This is a genomic window from Pelomonas sp. CA6 (assembly GCF_022549225.1).
Lineage (GTDB): Bacteria > Pseudomonadota > Gammaproteobacteria > Burkholderiales > Burkholderiaceae_C > Roseateles.
The window spans coordinates 456,649-473,295 of the sequence record NZ_JAKZFD010000003.1; the positions used below are offsets into that span (position 1 = coordinate 456,649).

At 69.3% G+C, this 16,647-nt stretch carries 13 protein-coding genes; 5 read left to right on the forward strand and 8 right to left on the reverse strand.

Features of this window, described 5'->3' with window-relative positions; translation table 11 throughout:
* Window positions 1–34 precede the first annotated feature (34 nt).
* Window positions 35–643, reverse strand: coding sequence for an RNA pyrophosphohydrolase (locus LZ017_RS08040; RefSeq protein ID WP_241396077.1), 609 nt, complete (start codon window positions 641–643; stop codon window positions 35–37).
* Between the two features lie 147 nt (window positions 644–790).
* Between LZ017_RS08040 and LZ017_RS08045 the strand changes: the two genes are divergently transcribed.
* The 3 genes from LZ017_RS08045 to LZ017_RS08055 are packed head-to-tail and all read left to right on the forward strand — an operon-like array spanning window position 791 to window position 4,303.
* Entirely contained in the window at window positions 791–2,533 is a 1,743-nt protein-coding gene (locus tag LZ017_RS08045; protein WP_241396078.1) for a proline--tRNA ligase, read from the forward strand.
* Complete coding sequence (locus LZ017_RS08050; protein WP_241396079.1) at window positions 2,530–3,636, forward strand: DUF418 domain-containing protein; 1,107 nt, start codon at window positions 2,530–2,532, stop codon at window positions 3,634–3,636. Before LZ017_RS08045 ends, LZ017_RS08050 begins: the two co-directional genes overlap by 4 nt.
* A 16-nt stretch (window positions 3,637–3,652) precedes the next feature.
* A complete protein-coding gene (locus LZ017_RS08055; RefSeq protein ID WP_241396080.1) occupies window positions 3,653–4,303 on the forward strand; it encodes a lytic transglycosylase domain-containing protein in 651 nt (216 codons plus the stop codon).
* A 1-nt stretch (window position 4,304) separates the two neighbouring features.
* Here the strand turns inward: LZ017_RS08055 and LZ017_RS08060 are convergent, their stop codons facing one another.
* The 5 genes from LZ017_RS08060 to LZ017_RS08080 form a co-directional block, all read right to left on the reverse strand.
* Window positions 4,305–4,910 carry a sulfite oxidase heme-binding subunit YedZ gene (locus LZ017_RS08060; RefSeq protein ID WP_241396081.1) on the reverse strand — a complete coding sequence of 202 codons (606 nt, stop codon included), beginning with the start codon at window positions 4,908–4,910 and terminating at the stop codon, window positions 4,305–4,307.
* An 8-nt stretch (window positions 4,911–4,918) separates the two neighbouring features.
* Window positions 4,919–5,908, reverse strand: coding sequence for a protein-methionine-sulfoxide reductase catalytic subunit MsrP (gene msrP, locus LZ017_RS08065; protein ID WP_241396082.1), 990 nt, complete (start codon window positions 5,906–5,908; stop codon window positions 4,919–4,921).
* Window positions 5,909–6,130: 222 nt separating this feature from the next.
* Window positions 6,131–7,483, reverse strand: coding sequence for a c-type cytochrome biogenesis protein CcsB (ccsB, locus tag LZ017_RS08070; RefSeq protein WP_241396083.1), 1,353 nt, complete (start codon window positions 7,481–7,483; stop codon window positions 6,131–6,133).
* A complete protein-coding gene (locus LZ017_RS08075) occupies window positions 7,480–9,624 on the reverse strand; it encodes a cytochrome c biogenesis protein ResB (RefSeq protein ID WP_374109894.1) in 2,145 nt (714 codons plus the stop codon). The genes ccsB and LZ017_RS08075 overlap by 4 nt, the downstream gene beginning before the upstream one ends.
* Before the next feature lie 119 nt (window positions 9,625–9,743).
* Window positions 9,744–10,361 carry a cytochrome c gene (locus LZ017_RS08080; protein WP_241396111.1) on the reverse strand — a complete coding sequence of 206 codons (618 nt, stop codon included), beginning with the start codon at window positions 10,359–10,361 and terminating at the stop codon, window positions 9,744–9,746.
* Window positions 10,362–10,463: 102 nt separating this feature from the next.
* Here LZ017_RS08080 and yihA point away from each other — a divergent pair, with 102 nt between their 5' ends.
* Window positions 10,464–11,180 carry a ribosome biogenesis GTP-binding protein YihA/YsxC gene (gene yihA, locus LZ017_RS08085; RefSeq protein WP_241396084.1) on the forward strand — a complete coding sequence of 239 codons (717 nt, stop codon included), beginning with the start codon at window positions 10,464–10,466 and terminating at the stop codon, window positions 11,178–11,180.
* A 121-nt stretch (window positions 11,181–11,301) separates the two neighbouring features.
* Window positions 11,302–12,183, forward strand: coding sequence for an alpha/beta fold hydrolase (locus LZ017_RS08090; RefSeq protein ID WP_241396085.1), 882 nt, complete (start codon window positions 11,302–11,304; stop codon window positions 12,181–12,183).
* Between the two features lie 23 nt (window positions 12,184–12,206).
* Here the strand turns inward: LZ017_RS08090 and LZ017_RS08095 are convergent, their stop codons facing one another.
* Both LZ017_RS08095 and LZ017_RS08100 read right to left on the reverse strand, forming a co-directional pair.
* The gene (locus LZ017_RS08095; RefSeq protein WP_241396086.1) at window positions 12,207–14,402 is read right to left on the reverse strand and encodes a patatin-like phospholipase family protein; all 2,196 of its coding nucleotides are present in this window, start codon (window positions 14,400–14,402) and stop codon (window positions 12,207–12,209) included.
* 103 nt (window positions 14,403–14,505) lie between these two features.
* The gene (locus LZ017_RS08100) at window positions 14,506–16,509 is read right to left on the reverse strand and encodes a DUF1631 family protein (protein ID WP_241396087.1); all 2,004 of its coding nucleotides are present in this window, start codon (window positions 16,507–16,509) and stop codon (window positions 14,506–14,508) included.
* Window positions 16,510–16,647 lie beyond the last annotated feature (138 nt).

Below are 16,647 nucleotides of genomic sequence, written 5' to 3' on the forward strand. Positions count from 1 at the left end.
CCAGCGGGTGCTGCAGGCCGCTCCTGCTGCGCGGTCAGTGGCCGTCGGTCTCGCTGCCGGTATCCGGCCCCGGGGGCAAGACCTGGATCTCTGCGGTGTCGTGGCGCGGGCCCCGTTCGCCGCGCGGCGCCGGACGCATGCCGGCGCGCAGGTAGCGGTTGTGGTGGTTCAGTCGCGGCAGGAAGCGCGCGAGTTCGGTCAGCGCCATCTGGTAGACGCCGCGCTTGAACTCGATCACGGCCTCGAGCGGCACCCAGTACTCGTTCCAGCGCCAGGCGTCGAACTCGGGGTGATCGGTGGCGCGCAGATTCATGTCGCTGTCGCGGCCCGTCAGCTGCAGCAGGAACCAGATCTGTTTCTGTCCGCGGTAATGGCCGCGCGCATCGCGCCGGATGAAGTGCTCGGGCACCTCGTAGCGCAGCCAGTCGCGGGTGCGCGCAATGATGCGCACATGATCCGCCTTCAGCCCCACCTCTTCGTGGAGCTCCCTGTACATCGCCTGCTCGGGCGTTTCTCCATGCTTGATGCCCCCCTGGGGAAACTGCCAAGAATGGGTGCGTATGCGCTTACCCCAGAACACCTCGTTCTTGTGGTTGAGCAGGATGATGCCGACGTTGGGCCGGAAGCCTTCACGGTCGAGCATAATCAACCTCAAATCTTTCGTTGGATTGATTATTGCACCGGGGCCACGGCCTCGCGTGATCCTCGCTAACCCTCGGGTCGTCCCCGTGCTCTTCTCATCCCGCCCGACCGCCGTCCGGCCGGGCTTTTCGCTCTTGTCCTGCTGCCCATGAAAGCCACCCAGTTCTTTGTCTCCACGCTCAAGGAAGCCCCCGCCGACGCCGAGGTCGTCAGTCATCAGCTGATGATGCGTGCGGGCATGATCAAGCGCCTGGGCGCCGGCATCTACAACTACATGCCGATGGGCCTGCGCGTGATCCGCAAGGTGGAGGCCATCATCCGCGAGGAGATGAACCGCGCCGGCGCCGTGGAGCTGCTGATGCCGGTGGTGCAGCCCGCCGAGCTGTGGCAGGAGACCGGGCGCTTCCAGGCATACGGGCCGGAGCTGATGCGCGTGAAGGACCGCCATGGCCGCGACTTCATCATCCAGCCGACCTCCGAAGAGGTGATCACGGATATCGCCCGTCAGGAGTTGCGTTCCTACAAGCAGCTGCCGCGAAATTTCTATCACATCCAGACCAAGTTCCGCGACGAGCGTCGGCCGCGCTTCGGCGTGATGCGCGGCCGCGAGTTCACGATGAAGGATGCCTATTCCTTTGATCGCGACAAGGCTGGCGCCCTGGCGAGCTACGAGGTCATGTTTGGCGCCTACAAGCGCATCTTTGACCGGTTCGGTCTGCAGTACCGGGCCGTGGCGGCCGATACCGGCTCGATCGGCGGCGATGCCTCGCACGAGTTCCAGGTCATCGCCAAGACCGGCGAAGACGCCATCATCTACTGCCCCGACAGCGACTACGCCGCCAACATCGAGCTGGCCGAGGCGCTGTCGCTGCTGCCGCAGCGCGCCGCCGCGACGCAGCCGCTGACCAAGACGCCCACGCCGGGCAAGGCCACCTGCGCCGATGTGGCCGAGTTGCTGGGCCTGCCGCTGGCGCAGACGGTGAAGTCCCTGGTGCTGGCCACCGACGAGACCAACGAGGCGGGTGAGGTCGTCAAGACGCAGGTCTGGCTGCTGATGGTGCGCGGCGATCACGAGCTCAATGAGATCAAGGCGGGCAAGCTGGAGGGGCTCAAGGGCGGCTTCCGCTTCGCCACGCTGGCCGAGATCGACGAGCACTTCGGCTGCAAGCCCGGCTACCTGGGCCCGATCGGCCTGAAGAAGCCGGTGAAGATCGTCGCCGACCGCACGGTGGCCCACATGGCCGACTTCGTCTGCGGCGCCAACGACGCCGACTACCACTACACCGGCGCCAACTGGGGCCGCGACCTGCCCGAGCCCGATCTGGTGGCTGACATCCGCAACGTGGTCGCCGGCGATCCGTCGCCGGATGGCAAGGGCGTGCTGGCGATCGAGCGCGGCATCGAGGTGGGCCACGTGTTCTACCTGGGCACCAAGTACTCGGCCGCGATGAACGCGACCTATCTGGACGAGAACGGCAAGCCCCAGCTGATGGAGATGGGCTGCTATGGCATCGGCGTGACGCGCATCCTGGGCGCTGCGATCGAGCAGAACCACGACGAGCGCGGCATCATCTGGCCGGCGGCGATCGCCCCGTTCGCCGTGGTGATCTGCCCGATTGGCATGGACCGCAGCGACGAGGTCAAGACGGCCGCCACGCGCCTGTACGAGGACCTGCTGGCCCAGGGCATGGATGTGTTGCTGGATGACCGCGGCGAGCGCCCCGGCGCCATGTTCGCCGACTGGGAGCTGGTGGGCGTGCCGCAGCGCGTGGTGATCTCGGACCGCGGCCTCAAGGAAGGCTTGGTGGAGGTCCAGGGCCGCCGCGACAAGGAAGCCACCAAACTGGCACTGGCCGAGGTGGCGGGCCACCTGAGGCAGCGCCTGGCGTGACCCTGCCGGCCCCGCCGCGCGGGCGCGATACGGCGGTCGACGCACTGCGCGCCCTGGCCCTGCTGCCGGTCGTCGCGATCAACTGGGTCGGCTATGCCAGCCTGCCCGACGGCGGGCCGCTGGGTGCCGCCCAGCCCTCCGGATCCTGGCTGGCGGAGGCCGTCAACTGGCTGCTGGCCGTGCTGGTGATGGGCAAGGGGGTCAGTCTGCTGGCCTTTCTGTTCGGCTACAGCCAGTCGCTGTCGCGGCGTGGGCGTGAGGGCTCGCAGGCGCTGCGGCATCGGCGCCGGCGCATGGGGCGTCTGTTGCTGCTGGGGCTGCTGCACGGGTTGCTGCTCTACATGGGTGACATCCTCACCACCTATGCGCTGTGCGGGCTGCTGATGCTGCGCTGGTCCGGCCTGCGGCTGGCTCAGTTGCGCCGCCGCCTGGTCCTGCTGCTGGGCCTGGACCTGCTGCTGTCCGGGGTTCTCGCCGTGGCGCTGTGGAATTCGCCGGCGATGACGCCGGCCGTGTCGCTGAGCACGCCGATGGACTGGAGCGGCTGGCTGGGCAGCAATGCCTACAACTTCCTGTTCACGCAGTTCTGGTCGGTGCTGTTGGGGTTGCCGCTGCCGTTGAGCCTGATGACCGCGGGGCTGATGGCCGGCCGGCTGCGGCTGTTCAGTCATCGTCGCTGGCGCGCCGGCATGCGGCGCTGGTCGCGGCGCTGTCTGCTGCCGGCGCTGGCGCTCAACCTTGCCGGAGGCAGCGCCTACTGGTGGGCGCTGAGCGGGCGTGGTGACAGCAACAGCAGCTACCTGGCCTTCTACCTCTATCCGGCGGTGCTGCTGCTGAGTGCTGTCGTGCCCATGCTGCTGCTGGGCTGGCAGGCCGGGTCGGCTTGGCTGGGGCGGCTGGCGCCGGCGGGGCGCCATACGCTGAGCCTCTATCTCTGCAGCTCCGTGCTGAGCCTGCTGTTGTTCAGCGGTGCCGGGCTCGCCTGGCAGCCGGGGACCGTGCTGCTGGCCTTGCTGGCTTTGTTGTACTGGGGCGGCTGGCTGTGGCTGGCGCCCCGGCTGGGCGGGCGGCGCCTGCCGCCGGAAGCGTGGCTGGCGCGTTGAACGCTGCGGTCGGACGATGAGGTGCGAAGCCCAGCTCCCGCCAGATCCGTGGGTCCACCGCGGGCGGCGCGTCTTTCTGTGCGCCGCGCTGGCCGCCGCGCTGCCGCAGCGCGCGCGCGCCGGGGCGCAGGTGGAAGAGCCGCTCGCCGACGCGGTGCGCTCGGCGCTCAGCGCGGCGATCGCGCACGGCGCGCCGCCCAAGCCTCGCTTCGGCGCCATCGACCAGCGACTGGCCTATCTGCGCTGGCTGGGCGAGATGAGCGATCGCCTGAAGCGCCACAAGACCGAGGCGCAGACGCGCATCGAGTTTCTCGAGACGGTCTGGTACGAATCGGTGCGCGCGGGGCTGGAGCCCAGCCTGGTGCTGGGCCTGATCCAGGTGGAGAGCGGCTTTCGCAAGTACGCGATCAGCGTGGCGGGCGCGCGCGGCTACATGCAGGTGATGCCCTTCTGGGCGCGCCTGATCGGCGATGGACAGGCCTCGCGCCTCTTCCACATGCAGACCAATCTGCGCTTCGGCTGCGTGATCCTGCGCCACTACCTCGACCGCGAGAACGGCGATCTCTACATGGCACTGGGCCGCTACAACGGCAGCCGGGGCCAACCGCAATATCCCAACGCGGTCTTCGCGGCACGCCGCAAATGGCTGCTGCCGGGCGAACGCTAGCTCAGCGTTGCCGCATCCGTCGCCACAGCCGCGCGCCCAGCAGCAGCGCCAGCAGCGCGCCATAGACCGCGGGTTCGGCGAAGTTGTTCTTGCCGGCGCGCATCCAGATGAAGTGCATCAGCGCGACCAGCGCCACGGCGTAGACGGCACGATGCAGCGCCTGCCAGCGTGGGCCGCCCAAGGCTTTGATCGCGCGGTTGAACGAGGTGGCCGCCAGCGGCAGAATCAGCAGCCAGGCCGTGAAGCCCATCAGGATGAAGGGCCTCTTGGCGATGTCGCGCGCGATCTCGGCGGGCTCCAGGCCCATGTCCAGCCAGCCGTAGGCCAGCAGGTGCAGGCAGGCATAGGCGAAGCTGAACACGCCCAGCATGCGCCGGAAGCGCAGCAGCGCGGGCTGGCCGCTCCAATGGCGCAGCGGCGTGATGGCCAGCGTGAGCCAGAGCAGGCGCAGCGTCCAGTCGCCCAGCCCGCGGATCAGCGCCTCGGCCGGATTCGGGCCCAGGCTTTCGCTGGCCGCGGCCCACACCAGGTGCGCCAGCGGCGCCAGGCAGAGCAGGAACAGCAGCGGCTTGGCCGCGGGATGCAGCCAGATCGGGCGCTTCGCCATGGCCTGCGTCAGAAGAAGCGCTTCAGGTCCATGCCGGCATAGAGCTGGCCCACCTGGGCCTCATAGCCGTTGAACATCAGCGTGGGCCTCTTGCGCGCGAACAGCCCGTCCTCGCCGATGCGGCGCTCGCTGGCCTGGCTCCAGCGCGGATGGTCCACCCGCGGGTTCACGTTGGAATAGAAGCCGTACTCCTGCGCCGCCGCCTGCGTCCAGCTGCTGACCGGCTGCTTCTCGACGAAGCGGATGCGCACCAGCGACTTGGCCGACTTGAAACCGTACTTCCAGGGCACGACCAGGCGCAGCGGCGCGCCGTTCTGCTTGGGCAGCAGCTCGCCATACATGCCGAAGGCCAGCAGCGTCAGCGGGTGCATGGCTTCGTCGATGCGCAGGCCCTCGACATAGGGCCAGTCCAGCACACCGGAGCGCAGCCCCGGCATCTGCGCCTTGTCGGCCAGCGTCGTGAACTCGACGAACTTGGCGCGGCTATTGGGCTCCACGCGCTTGATCAGCTCGGCCAGCGAATAGCCCACCCAGGGGATCACCATGGACCAGCCCTCGACGCAGCGCAGCCGGTAGATGCGCTCCTCCATGGGGGCAAGCTTGAGCAGATCGTCCAGGCCCCAGCGGCCGGGCTTGGCCACCTCGCCGTCCACCATCACGCTCCAGGGGCGGGTCTTGAGCGTGTGCGCGTGCTGGGCCGGGTCGGCCTTGTCGGTGCCGAACTCGTAGAAGTTGTTGTAGCGGGTCGCGTCCTCGACCTTGGTCGGCTTGTCCATCGCGATCGCGCCGGGCACGGCGCTGCGCGCGCCGATGAGCCGGTTCGTCGCCGGCGCAGCGCCTTGCGCCTGGGCCTGCAAGCCGAGGCTGGAGAGGGTCGTGAGGGCGGTGCCGGCGCCCGCCAGCTTCAGGAGCTGGCGCCGCTGCGCATAGACCTGCGGCGGCGTGATCTCGGACGCGGGGAGGGTGAAGCCTTGACGGGCGAGGGAGGGCTTGGGCATGGCGGGACCTTTGCGGCGGGCTGACGATGGTCGTCAGTCGTACGACAGTTCCCGCACCTTACGCCAGAGCGCGGGCCCGCGCCTGAAGTCGGGCTTAAGGGCTGGATTAAGGGCTGGATTAAGGGCTGGAGGGCTTCGGCCCGCCCTGGGGCCGCCTTCTCCCGCATGGGCACCCGGTCCCGCCGAGCGGCCCGGCGTGGGGCCGGGCCTGCCCATCAACGCTTACAGCGTGCCGTAGGAATGCAGCCCCGACAGGAACATGTTGACGCCCAGGAAGGCGAAGGTGGTCACCAGCAGGCCGATCAGCGCCCACCAGGCCGACACCGCGCCGCGCAGCCCCTTGATCAGGCGCATGTGCAGCCAGGCGGCGTAGTTCAGCCAGACGATCAGCGCCCAGGTCTCCTTGGGGTCCCAGCTCCAGTAGCCGCCCCAGGCCTCGGCGGCCCAGAACGCGCCCAGGATGGTGGCGATCGTGAAGAAGGCAAAGCCCAGCGCGATGGCCTTGTACATCAGGTCGTCGAGCTGCTGCAGGGCCGGCAGGCGCGCGGTGAGCGGCTTGCGCAGCACCACGGCCGCGGCCAGGAAGACGGCCAGCGCGCCCATCTTGCGCGCCCAGCCGTCCAGCCCGGCGCGGGTGTCGGCCTCCAGCGTCAGCCCGAAGCGGAAGCCCAGCAGCACCAGCACCAGGGCCACCGGCACCGCGATCAGGCCGATCTGCAGCGCGCGCGGCGTCGCGGTCTTGAGCAGGTAGGCCAGCGCCACCATCGCGGCCAGCGCGAAGCCGCCGTAGCCGACGAAATTGGCCGGCACGTGGATCTTCATCCACCAGCTCTGCAGCGCCGGCACCAGCGGCTGGATCTCGTGGGCATCGCGCGCCACCGTGTACCAGAGCAGGAAGCCCACCGCGGCGCTCACCACCAGCATCACATAGGCGCCCAGCGCGCGCGTCGCGAAGCGCTGCTCGTAGTAGAGGTACATCAGCGTGGTCAGCCAGGCGAACAGCACGAAGACTTCGTAGAGGTTGCTGACCGGGATGTGGCCGATGTCCGGCGCGATCTGGTGGCTCTCGAACCAGCGCACCATGGTGCCGATCAGCGCCATGCCCACCGCGCCCCAGGCCAGCTTGCTGCCGATGACCTCGGCCGTGCTGTGGCCCTCGCGCTTGAACAGCCCCAGGGCGTAGAACAGCGTGCTCATGAAGGTCAGCACGCTCATCCACAGGATCGCGCTCTGGCTGGAGAGTACGTACTTGAGCCAGAACTGTTGTTCGCCGGCGGCCAGGTCGGCGCCGAAGGCATCGGTCTGGCGCAGGTAGAGCTGGATCGCGAGCAGACTGGCGGCGCCCACCACCAGACAGAGCACGCGCAGCGGCTTCCAGCCCCAGCCCAGCAGAATCAGCGCCGGCACGCTGCACACCAGGATGCCTTTCTCGTAGACGTCCATGGAGCGTCCATAGAGCGAGAACGCGAAGGCGGCGCCGCCGACGATCAGGGCGGCGAACAGCCAGTCGAACCAGTCACGCGAGGAGACGAGGCCTCGCTTGCCGATGACCAGGGTGGTGGTGGCGGTGTTCATGCGTCTTCCTTTGGTGCAGGAGGCTCTTCGGGCAGCAGCTCGCGTCTGAGGGCCTCGAATTCGGTCTGCAGGTCCGGCGATTCTCGCGTGCTCGACAGGGCCATGCGCAGGCGCGTCTGCTCCGGCTGGGCCGGCGTCGGCTCCAGCCAGATCCACAGGCGGCGGTCCTTCACGTACAGCATCGCCAAGACGCCGACGATCAGCAAGACCGCGCCGAGATAGACCATGAGCTGGCCCGGGGCGCGCGTGACCTGGAACACGCTGGCCTGGATTTGTTTGAAGTCGGCCAGCTGCAGCAGCACGGGGGCCGGGTAGAACATGCTGTCGGACAGCGACAGCACGGCCTGGGTCATGAAGGCCTGGGTCTTGGCGTCGGTGGCCGGTGCGCCCTGGCCGCTGCGCTCGCGCTCCAGCTTGTAGAGCTCGAACAGGCTGCCGTTGAGGATGCGCAGCAGCACCTCCGAGACACGGCTGCGCTCGGCCTCGGGCACGTCGCGCTCAATGAACTGCTGCAGCGCCGGCAGCCCGCCCGGGGGCAGCGGGGCGCCGCTCTCGGACTTGAGCCCTTCGGCGCCGGCGAACAGGGTCAGCGTGCGCAGGGCGGTGGCCTGCAACTGCGGCAGCATCTGAGGCTTGTCGGTGGGGGTCGCGGCCTGCGCATAGCGCAACGCGGCCTTGGCGCGCTGCTCGGGATCCAGCAGCGCGCTGCGCAGCGAAAGCCAGCCATCCATGCCGTCCTTCTCGTCCACCGGGATGCGCAGGTAGCGGAAGGCCTCGGCCGGCGTCTCGCGCATGCCCGCCAGCATCACGCGCTGGCCGTCCAGGTCCACCGGCAACATGTAGTTGTTGAACTCGCGCGCCTGACCGGCGGCGTCGCGCAGCTTGTAGCTGAACGACGGCCCGATGTTGTGCAGCTGCTTGCTCTTGCTGTCGGAGGCGCTGCTGCCCAGGTGCTGCTGCACGCGGTCCACCAGGTCCACCTTGCGCACGTCGGTGGCGCTGCCGCCGTCCTGGCCCAGGTTCTCCACGTTGATCACGCGCAGACCGCTGAATTCCAGCGTCAGCTTCTGGTCGCCGCTGACCAGCTCCGTGCTGCCGCCGACCTGGCCGGCGATCTCGAAGGGCGTGCCGCCGGCCAGCGGGCGCGCGCGCAGGCTCAGCTGCGAGCCGCCGTCGTCGAAGCTGCTCTGGTACAGGGTCACGCCGCGGTGCGTGACCGGCTGGTTGACCTTCACCGTGGCGGCTCGCGTCTGGCCGGTGTCGTGGTCGCGGATCACGATCTCGCTGGCGAAGAGCTTGGGCATGCCGGTCGAGTAGTACTCGACGATGAATTTCTTCAGCTCCACGTCGAAGGGCAGGTCCTGCAGCACCACGCCGTTGGGCATGGACAGGATGGCGGTGCCGGCGCGCGCGCCCTCGGGCACCATCAGGTTGCCGCGGAAGCTGGGGTTGGACGCGGAGAGGCGATGCTCCGGCCGCACCTCGGACACCAGGCCGCCGCCCTGGTAGACCGCCTTGCCCTGCGCCCACATCAGCGCGCGCACGATCAGATCGCCGTCGAACAAGCCGCCCAGGCAGATCAGCACGATGGCCGAGTGCGCGGCCAGATAGCCAATCTTGTGCCCGGCCCCCTTGCGCGCGCCGATCATCACGCCATTGCTGCGCACCTGCGCGCGCGCCTTCCAGCCACGCGCGGCCAGCCAGGCCGAGATCTGTTGCAGGCTGGCCTCCGGGTTCATCGCCAGATGACCCAGCGCCTTGTGCTTGAAGGCCTGCAGCGATTGCTCGCGCACGGTCTCCTTGTAGGTCTTGAGGTCGCGCAGGATCTTGGGCGTGTGACGCGCCACGCACAGGCTGGTCGATACGACCAGGAAGGCCAGGATCAGCAGGAACCACCAGGCGCTGTACACCGTGTACAGGTCAAAGCGGCCGAAGAGCTCGGACCAGAAGGGGCCGAACTGGTTGACGTAGTTGTTCAGCGGCTCGCGCTGCTTGACCACCGTACCGATCACCGAGGCGATGCAGATCACGGTCAGCAGCGCGATCGCGAAGCGCATCGACGCCAGCAACTCCATCGCGTCGGCAAGAAGGGGCCGGCGGCCTGGGGCAGGGGGGCGGGCGGAATCGGTGGCGACAGTCATGGCGGGATTGTCGCGGCCCCGGGGCCGGGGCGGGGCGACAAATGACAAAGGCCGGTGTCAGGCACCGGCCTTGGTTGAACTCTCAGGGCGCTCAGCGCGCAGCGCGCGCGCCGGGCGGGTCAGCGCAGGCCGGCGATGTAGTCGGCGACGGCCTTGATTTCGCGGTCGTTCATCTTCGCGGCGACGCCCAGCATCTGGACGTTGTTGCCGCGCGTGCCGGCGCGGAAGGCGTTCAGCTGGGCTTCGGTGTAATCCGAATGCTGGCCAGCCAGGCGCGGATACTGGGCCGGGATGCCGGCGCCATTGGGGCTGTGGCAGCCCGCGCAGGCCGGGATCGAGCGGTCGGCGATGCCACCGCGATAGATCTTCTCACCCAGCAGCACGGTGTCCTTGCTCTTCGCGGCACCGGCCTTGGCCTGCTTGCTGGCGTAGAACGCGGCCACGTTGCGCATGTCTTCGTCGCTCAGCGGCGCGGCCATGCCGGCCATGATGGGGTTGGCGCGCTTGCCGCTCTTGAACTCCTGCAGCTGCTTGACCAGGTAGTCGGCATGCTGGCCGGCGAGGATGGGGTTGGCCGGACTGCCACGGGTGCCGTCGGCGGCATGGCAGGCCGCACAGATCTGCGTGGCGGTGGCCTGGCCTTTGGCCAGGTCGGGCTTGGGCGGCGCCGAAGTTCCGGAGGCCAGCGCGGTGCCGGCAAGCATCAGACCCAACAACAGGGAAGCGGCAGTCTTCATGAGCATGAGGGTTTCGGTAAGCGCAACCGAGCGATTTTACAATGCACAGCTGCACAGCCCGGAAGCGACATGACCCCAGTACACAACAGTTCCGATCAAACCATGACGCCTCCGGGGGCGGATCCGGCCAAACAGGCCCTTGCATGGACGCACACCGCCCGCTTTCTGACCACGGCCAGCCAGCTGCACCAGCTGCCCCAGCCGCCTGAGCACAGGCTGCCGGAGATCGCCTTCGTCGGCCGCTCGAATGCGGGCAAGTCCACCGCGATCAACACGCTGGCACAGCAGAAGCGGCTGGCGTTTGCCTCGAAGACGCCGGGCCGGACGCAGCACATTAACCTGTTCTCGCTGGGGCCCAAGGACGCGCCGGACGCGCTGTTCGCCGACCTGCCAGGCTATGGCTATGCCGCCGTCGCGCGCGACGCCAAGCTGCGCTGGCAGCGCGTCATGGCCGACTACCTCGCCCAGCGCGAGGCGCTGCGGGGCGTGGTCCTGATGGTCGACTCGAGGTTGGGTTTGACTGATCTGGATCAGCAGTTGCTTGAATTTGTCGCCGAGCGTGTGGCCGACGGCGAGGTCCGCCTGCTGGTGCTGTTGACCAAGGCCGACAAGCTCAACCGCAAGGAAGCCCAGGCCATGCTGGTCAAGGTGCAGGACCAGCTGGCGCCGATGGCGACCGAGGCGGCCGATATCGGCGTCACGCTGTTCTCCGCGCTCAGCAAGCAGGGGTTGTCCGACGTCGCCGAGCTGCTGCATGAATGGGCGCACGCCGAGGCCGGCGAGTCCGACGAGCCGGCCTCGGAGCCCGCGCAGGACTGAGAACGCGGCGCGCCAGGCCGCGCAATTGTTGCCGTTTGTGTGTCTGTCGCCAGAATGACAAGGGCGGCGCGCGCCGGCGCCGGATACTCGAAGCCCCCGGGTTCGCGAGAAGGCTGGTGCGATGGAGACCCTGACGCTGGAACTGCCGCACGGCGTTTCGCTGGCCTGCCGCGTCAGCGGGCCGCCGGACGCGCCGCGTGTGGTGCTGCTGCACGGCTTTCCCGAGGGCGCCTTCATCTGGGACGGCGTGATGCAGCGGCTGGGCCAGCGCTGGCGCTGCATCGCGCCGGATCTGCGTGGATACGGCGAATCCAGCCACCCGGAGGCGGTTGAGGCCTATCGTGCCAAGCACCTGGTCCAGGACATCGTCGCGCTGATCGCGGCGACCGGACCAGGGCCGCTGGCGGCCCTGGTGGCGCATGACTGGGGCGGGGCGGTGGCCTGGAACCTGGCGGCGCAACGGCCGGGCCTGCTGCAGCGCCTGGTCATCCTGAACTCGCCCCATCCCGGGACCTTTCTGCGCGAGCTGCAGCTCAACCCGGCGCAACGCGCGGCCAGCGCCTACATGAACGAGTTGTGCCGCCCGGACGCCGAACAGCGTTTGATGGCGGACGACTTTGCGCGGATGTGGCGCTTCTTCACCCTGATGGGCGAGGCACCCTGGCTGGACGAGCCGCTGCGCGAGCGCTACCGCGCCCACTGGCGGCGCGGCCTGAACGGTGCGCTGAACTACTACCGCGCGTCGCCGATGCGCCCACCGCAGGCCGGCGATCCCGGCGCGATGGCCCTGGAGTTCGCGCCTGGCTTCGTCACCGTGTGCGTGCCCACCACGGTGCTGTGGGGCATGAAGGACGTGGCGCTGCCGCCGGCGCTGCTGGATGGGCTGGAGCGTTTCGTGCCCCGGCTCACCGTGCACCGTGTGGCGCAGGCCACGCATTGGATCGTGCACGAGCAGGAGGCCCTGGTCGCCGAGATGATCGGCCGCGCGCTCGCGGAGGCCTGAGCGACCGCCGCTTGCGAGAGCGCTCAGGGGCGGCCGATGAACACGTACAGCGCGGTGCTGCCGCGCGGCGCATAGCCCAGGCCCACATACAGCGGGCCGATGCCGGTGTCCGTGCCCAGGAAGAGGCTGGCACCGTAGCGCATGTCGCTGAGGCGCACGTCGCGCCGGCTGGCCCAGGTGTTGCCGGCCTCCAGCGTGCCGCCGACGAAGAAGCCGCGCGTCAGCAGCGAATCGGTGATGCGCCTGTAATAGGTCAGGCGGCCCAGCAGCAGCGCATTGCCGCTGAGCTGGCCGGGCTGGTAGCCCGAGAGCTGGTGGAAGCCACCCAGCGAATAGCCGCCCAGGCCGCTGTCGTCGGGCTGGTCGACCAGCACGCCGCGCAGATGCATGTTCAGCGTGTTGGGGCCCCAGCTGCGCACCAGGCTGCCCTGACCTTCCAGGCGGAAGAAGCGGCCGCTGGCCAGGTTGCGGTTGCTCTGGTGGCCCACGGTGGCCTCGGCGGCGACGCGGTAGCCATGCAGCGGGAAGTTGGCGAAGTCCAGCTGATCGACGATGGTCTTCAGTCGCAGCCCGCGTTCCTGGCTGTTCCAGCGCAGCCCCGCGCCACCCTGCAAGGTGATCAGGTCCGGGCGGGCGCTGCGCGTGCTGGCCAGCAAGCCCAGCCGGATCTCGCCAAACTGGCCCCAGGGCTGGCCCAGGTCCAGTCCGATGCGGGCCTCGCGGCGCACCAGGCGGGCCAGGCCCTGCCCGCTCTGCGCGTCGTAGACGATGGGCTTGTTCTGCGAGACCTCGGCCCAGCCGGACGCGAACCAGTCGTCCGAGACGCCCAGCCGGATGCCCAGCGGGTGGTAGAGCTCGGAGTAGAGGCGCGGTGTCTGGCCGATCGCCAACTGATTGCGCCACTCGGTGCCGGTGGGCGTGAGCCAATGCCGGTTGTGGCTGATGCGCAGGTTGAAGCTGCTTTCGCCGCTGGAGTCGGTGGACAGGTCCAGGCCGACGCGGAAGTAGTTGGGCCCCCAGGGCTTGTCCTCGGTCGAGAAGACCAGGGTCTCGCCGCCCTCGCGGTCCTCGACGTGGTAGTCCACGCGCAGGTAGTCGCCGCTGGAAGACAGGAAGCGCGCGTCGCGCTCGGCCTTGTCGGCATCGAAGGCCTGGCCGGCCTTGGAGACCAGCTGGGCCTTGAAGCGTTCCGGATTGGTCTGGCTGCTGCCCTCGATGCGCACCGCGGCCAGCAGCGGCGTGGGCGTCTTGAGACCCGAGCGAGCCAGCCGCCATTCGGCATAGCGCTGCTCGTCCACCGCGAAGGCGCGCAGGCGCGGCAACATGGCCTCGGCGGCGCGCTCGCCGGACTCGATCAGCTCGCGCGCCTTGTCGAAATCGCCCGACGTGAGCTTGCCCAGCCGCGGCGTGATCAGCACGTCGTCCTCGTCCAGCGTGGCGAGCGAGCGCTGCACGTTCTGTTCGGTCAGGATGTTGATCATCTGCGCGGTCAGCCCGATCAGCGAGCCCAGGCTCTCGCGCCCGCCGACCGGCGTGCCCACGTTGACCGCGATCAGCCGCCGCGCGCCCATGCGGCGCGCCACGTCCAGCGGCAGGTTGTTGACCAGGCCGCCATCGCCGAGGATGCGGTCGCTCCATTCCACCGGCGCGAAGACGCCGGGCACGCTCATGCTCGAGCGCATCGCCAGCGCGAGATCGCCGTGATCCAGCACCAGCTGCGCGCCGTTCTCCATGTCGGTGGCCACGGCCCGGAAGGGCGTGGGCAGGCGGTCGAAGGCGCGCACGTCGCGCACCGGCAGCGTCAGCCGGCGGATCAGTGCCTCCAGTCCGCGGCTGGACAGTGTGCCCTGCGGCACGCGGACCTCGCCGTCGCGCAGGCCGAACTCCAGCGTGGTGGAGAACTCGAAGTCCTCCTCCTTGCGCCGTTGCGACAGATCCTGTCGGTCCACCCGGCTGGCGAAGATGCGGTCCCAGGAAATCTTCAGCAGCTCGGTCTGCAGCTCCTCGGCCGTCATGCCGCTGGCGTAGAGGCCGCCGATGATGGCGCCCATCGAGGTGCCGGCGATCACGTCGACCGGGATGCGCTCGCGTTCCAGGACCTTGAGCACGCCCACATGGGCCAGGCCGCGCGCACCGCCGCCGGACAGCACCAGGCCCACGGCCTGCGGTGGGGGCGGCGCCTCCGGGGCCGCACTGGCGGGAAGGAAGATCGCGAACAAGCACGGCAGCAGGACACCCCGCAGCCGCCGCGAGGGGGTCGTCTTCAGGCGGTGTGGGTGCTGGCGGGGCGGGACGGCGCCGGAGGCGATCCTGGACATCGGCTCAGGCCTGGTCGTCCAGGTCCTGCAGCAGGCTGCCCATGGCGCGCTGCACCAGGTCTTCCTCCTCCAGGTGAGCGATCAGTCCATTGACCAGCAGCTGCTCCAGCGCGCCGCGCGTCAGCGAATGGCGCTCCTGGGCATCCTGGCCGACGAAGAGGAAGAGCTGGCGGCTCTCGCTGATCCAGGCGATCTGCGCCGTCCGCCATTCGCCTTGCACGAAGAGATGGAACCAGGCGCCGATCTGCAGCTGGTTCAGCCAGTCGGCCATGGCCTTGCGCGCCTCCGCGCTGTCGTGCTGCTGGTACAGGCCCAGCGGCACGGTGGGCAGCACGCCGCGGTCCACCCGCTCGTGGGCCCAGCGCGAGGGCAGCTGCGACTCGCGCTCGCTGAGCAGCTGCTGCAGCAGATCCTCCGGCGACGGGGCGGCGGCATGCACCGCTTCGTGTCGCCCGTCCGGCTGCGCGGGCAGGCCGCGCAGCACGCGGCCATGCATGGCCATCAGCTCGGCCATGAAGGCCTGGCGCTTGTCGGCCGGCAGCTGGATGTCGGCCATGCCCTGCTCCAGCGCCTGGACGAGTCCCGGCAGCTGCACGCGCAGGGCCTTCAGCGCGGCCGCGTCGCGCGGCGGCTGCACGCTGGCCAGCAGGCGGTCCACCAGGTCGACCGCGCGTTGCGCCTGCGCGGAGTCGCGGCCTTCCTTGACCATGGTCTGTGTGATCACCTCGGTCCACGGGCCGAGCAGAAAGTCGCGCAGCAGCTGGCCCGCACCGGCTTCGTCCAGCTGCGCCTGCAGCTGCTCGCGCAGCAGGCGGCGCCAGCTGTCGCGATGTTGTTCGCGCTCCAGGCTGGCCAGCGAGCTGGCACTGGATCGGCTGCGCCGCAGCGCCTGCTCGCGGATGAAGTGCTCCACCTCGGCCGACGCGGTCTGGAACATGGCCGCGCTGGGCTGCGCGGTCTCCAGCAGTGGCTGGATCTGGCGCTCCAGCGCCTGCAGGAACTCGCGCAGGTCGGGGTCGTCGGCGCGCGCGAAGCCGGCGCCATGGGCGGCGACGCGGTTCAGCAGCTGCCAGGTGGGATGGTCCTGGCGGCGCAGCAGTGAGACGTCCTGGCGCGACAGGCGGACGATGGCGACCTGCAGGCGCGCCAGAACAGCCTTCAGCGGCGGCAGCAGCGTGGGGTCGGCGAGGATCTGGTCGTACAGCCGCGAGAGCAGGTCGGCGCCCGGGGCGCCCAGCGCCGAGGCAGGCCCCATGCGCGGCGGCGGCTCGGCCTGGCCCAGGCGCTGCGGGCGCGAATTGACGTCCTCAACGCGCTGCGCCAGATGGTCCAGCGTGGCGCGGCCGTCCTGCAGGCTCAGGGCCTTGAACTGGCGCTGACGCAGGTCGCTGGCCCGTTCGCCGGCGCCATGGCTGGCCACCATCTCGGACAGCTTGGCTTCGCGCAGGCGGCGGCACAGCAGGCTGTAGAACTCGTGCAGATGGCGCGCCAGCGGATCCGCCGCGGCGCGCATCAGCGCATAGCGGCCGTCGGCGTCCAGCGGCTGCTGCTGGACGGCCTGGTTCAGCGCATGGGCGTAGAGCGCGGCGCGCAGCGGGTTGTCGCTCTTCAGCGGCCGGGCGATGCCGCGCAGCGCGGCGAAGAAGTTGCCCAGCTGGTGCAGCTCCGCGCGGCTTTGGTCCTCGATGGTAGCGATCACGTGGGCGATGCCCACGTCTTGCAGGGCCTGGCGTTCGTCGACCAGACTCAGGCTGTCGGCGTCGCGCGGGCGGTCCTTGCCCAGCGGGTCGCGCCCTTCGCGGGCGGCGGCGAGCGCCTGGCCCAGCGCCGACTCCAGGCTGGCGGAAAAATCTACCCGGCGGCGGTTCCACGCCTCCAGCAGCATGTGGTACTGAGGCCGGCTCTTGAGCTCATCGCTGAGGCCGTTGAACAGGGCCAGCGACAGCGCCGGTGCATCGGCAATCGCTTCGTCGATCAGGGACTGGAACGTGAGGGCTTGTGCTTGCATTGTCGCGCGACAGGATGTGGCGCGATTATCTGCGCAGGTCCAGTCCACAAGGCCGCGGCCGGCGCCACAAAGCGCCGTTTGCGCCACAAATGCAAGCCTGCTCCGAGAATGCGCATGGGCCCGGGAGTGGGGCCCATG

Coding starts and splice junctions, on each gene's coding strand:
- LZ017_RS08045 (WP_241396078.1), top strand. CDS start 791: ATGAAAGCCACCCAGTTCTTTGTCTCCACGCTCAAGGAAGCCCCCGCC.
- ccsB (WP_241396083.1), bottom strand. CDS start 7,483: ATGAACACCGCCACCACCACCCTGGTCATCGGCAAGCGAGGCCTCGTC.
- LZ017_RS08100 (WP_241396087.1), bottom strand. CDS start 16,509: ATGCAAGCACAAGCCCTCACGTTCCAGTCCCTGATCGACGAAGCGATT.
- yihA (WP_241396084.1), top strand. CDS start 10,464: ATGACGCCTCCGGGGGCGGATCCGGCCAAACAGGCCCTTGCATGGACG.
- LZ017_RS08055 (WP_241396080.1), top strand. CDS start 3,653: ATGAGGTGCGAAGCCCAGCTCCCGCCAGATCCGTGGGTCCACCGCGGG.
- msrP (WP_241396082.1), bottom strand. CDS start 5,908: ATGCCCAAGCCCTCCCTCGCCCGTCAAGGCTTCACCCTCCCCGCGTCC.
- LZ017_RS08090 (WP_241396085.1), top strand. CDS start 11,302: ATGGAGACCCTGACGCTGGAACTGCCGCACGGCGTTTCGCTGGCCTGC.
- LZ017_RS08075 (WP_374109894.1), bottom strand. CDS start 9,624: ATGACTGTCGCCACCGATTCCGCCCGCCCCCCTGCCCCAGGCCGCCGG.
- LZ017_RS08040 (WP_241396077.1), bottom strand. CDS start 643: ATGCTCGACCGTGAAGGCTTCCGGCCCAACGTCGGCATCATCCTGCTC.
- LZ017_RS08060 (WP_241396081.1), bottom strand. CDS start 4,910: ATGGCGAAGCGCCCGATCTGGCTGCATCCCGCGGCCAAGCCGCTGCTG.
- LZ017_RS08080 (WP_241396111.1), bottom strand. CDS start 10,361: ATGAAGACTGCCGCTTCCCTGTTGTTGGGTCTGATGCTTGCCGGCACC.